General features: G+C 45.4%; 1 protein-coding gene. It reads left to right on the top strand.

Annotated elements, in window-relative coordinates:
• The coding region (locus A3738_RS25740) for an OmpA family protein (protein WP_156504506.1) at positions 1–843 on the top strand (843 nt) is incomplete at both ends.

Below are 843 nucleotides of genomic sequence, written 5' to 3'. Positions count from 1 at the left end.
GATACCTATCTAGATTTCGCGTGGCTACAGTATACTGACCGAAAAGTTATTATCCCGGGGCTGGGTATCGTCCACTCGGCTGAATTGGAGGATTCTGCGATTCAACCCTTTATCGGTGCCGGCGTCGGATATGCATTTATGTATCTCGATGATTCACCATCGGCTAAGCTGGATTCAATTGACCGCAATGGGCAGTCTGTTGTGTTTACATTACAAGCGGGTGCTGATATCCCATTAAGCGAGTCATTGTCGCTCGATCTTACCGCGCGATATGACATGTATAACATTGACAGTAGCTTTTTGCAGGATTCCGGTTTAACTATCGTGAAGGATAGAGGCGCTCTAAGCGTTTTAGCAGGCCTAAGTTACCATTTTGATTCCCCCTCTCGAAGCAATTATGTTGATGAGGACTTTGACGGTGTCACACGAAACCTTGACCGCTGTCCCGACACCTTGATTAATGTGCCCGTCAACGAGGCGGGTTGTCCTCAATACCGTTTCAATATCAATTTGTCTTTTAACTTCGCCAAATTTGGTATAGACGATATTGTTGAACACCCTGATTTTAATGCAGCTGAATTCTTGAAGAAAAACACGCAGTACTCGGTCCGCATTATTGGTTATACAGATAGTAAAGGCTCTGCTTCTTTTAATGAAAAACTCGCCAAAAAGCGCGCCATTGAAGCCAAACAATACTTCCTTGACAAAGGGGTTTCGGCCGAACGTGTTGCGATTCTCGGGCGTGGAGAGCGCGAGGCACTTCGTAATAGCAAGGGAGAGGATAGCGATCTCGCTAATAGAAGAATTAAATTGGAATTCTATCGAACGGAGCTAGGTGCAGAA

The organism is Oleiphilus sp. HI0066, from assembly GCF_001635725.1.
The sequence above is the reverse complement of the archived record's forward strand: the minus strand, read 5'-3'. Positions and strand labels throughout refer to the sequence as shown.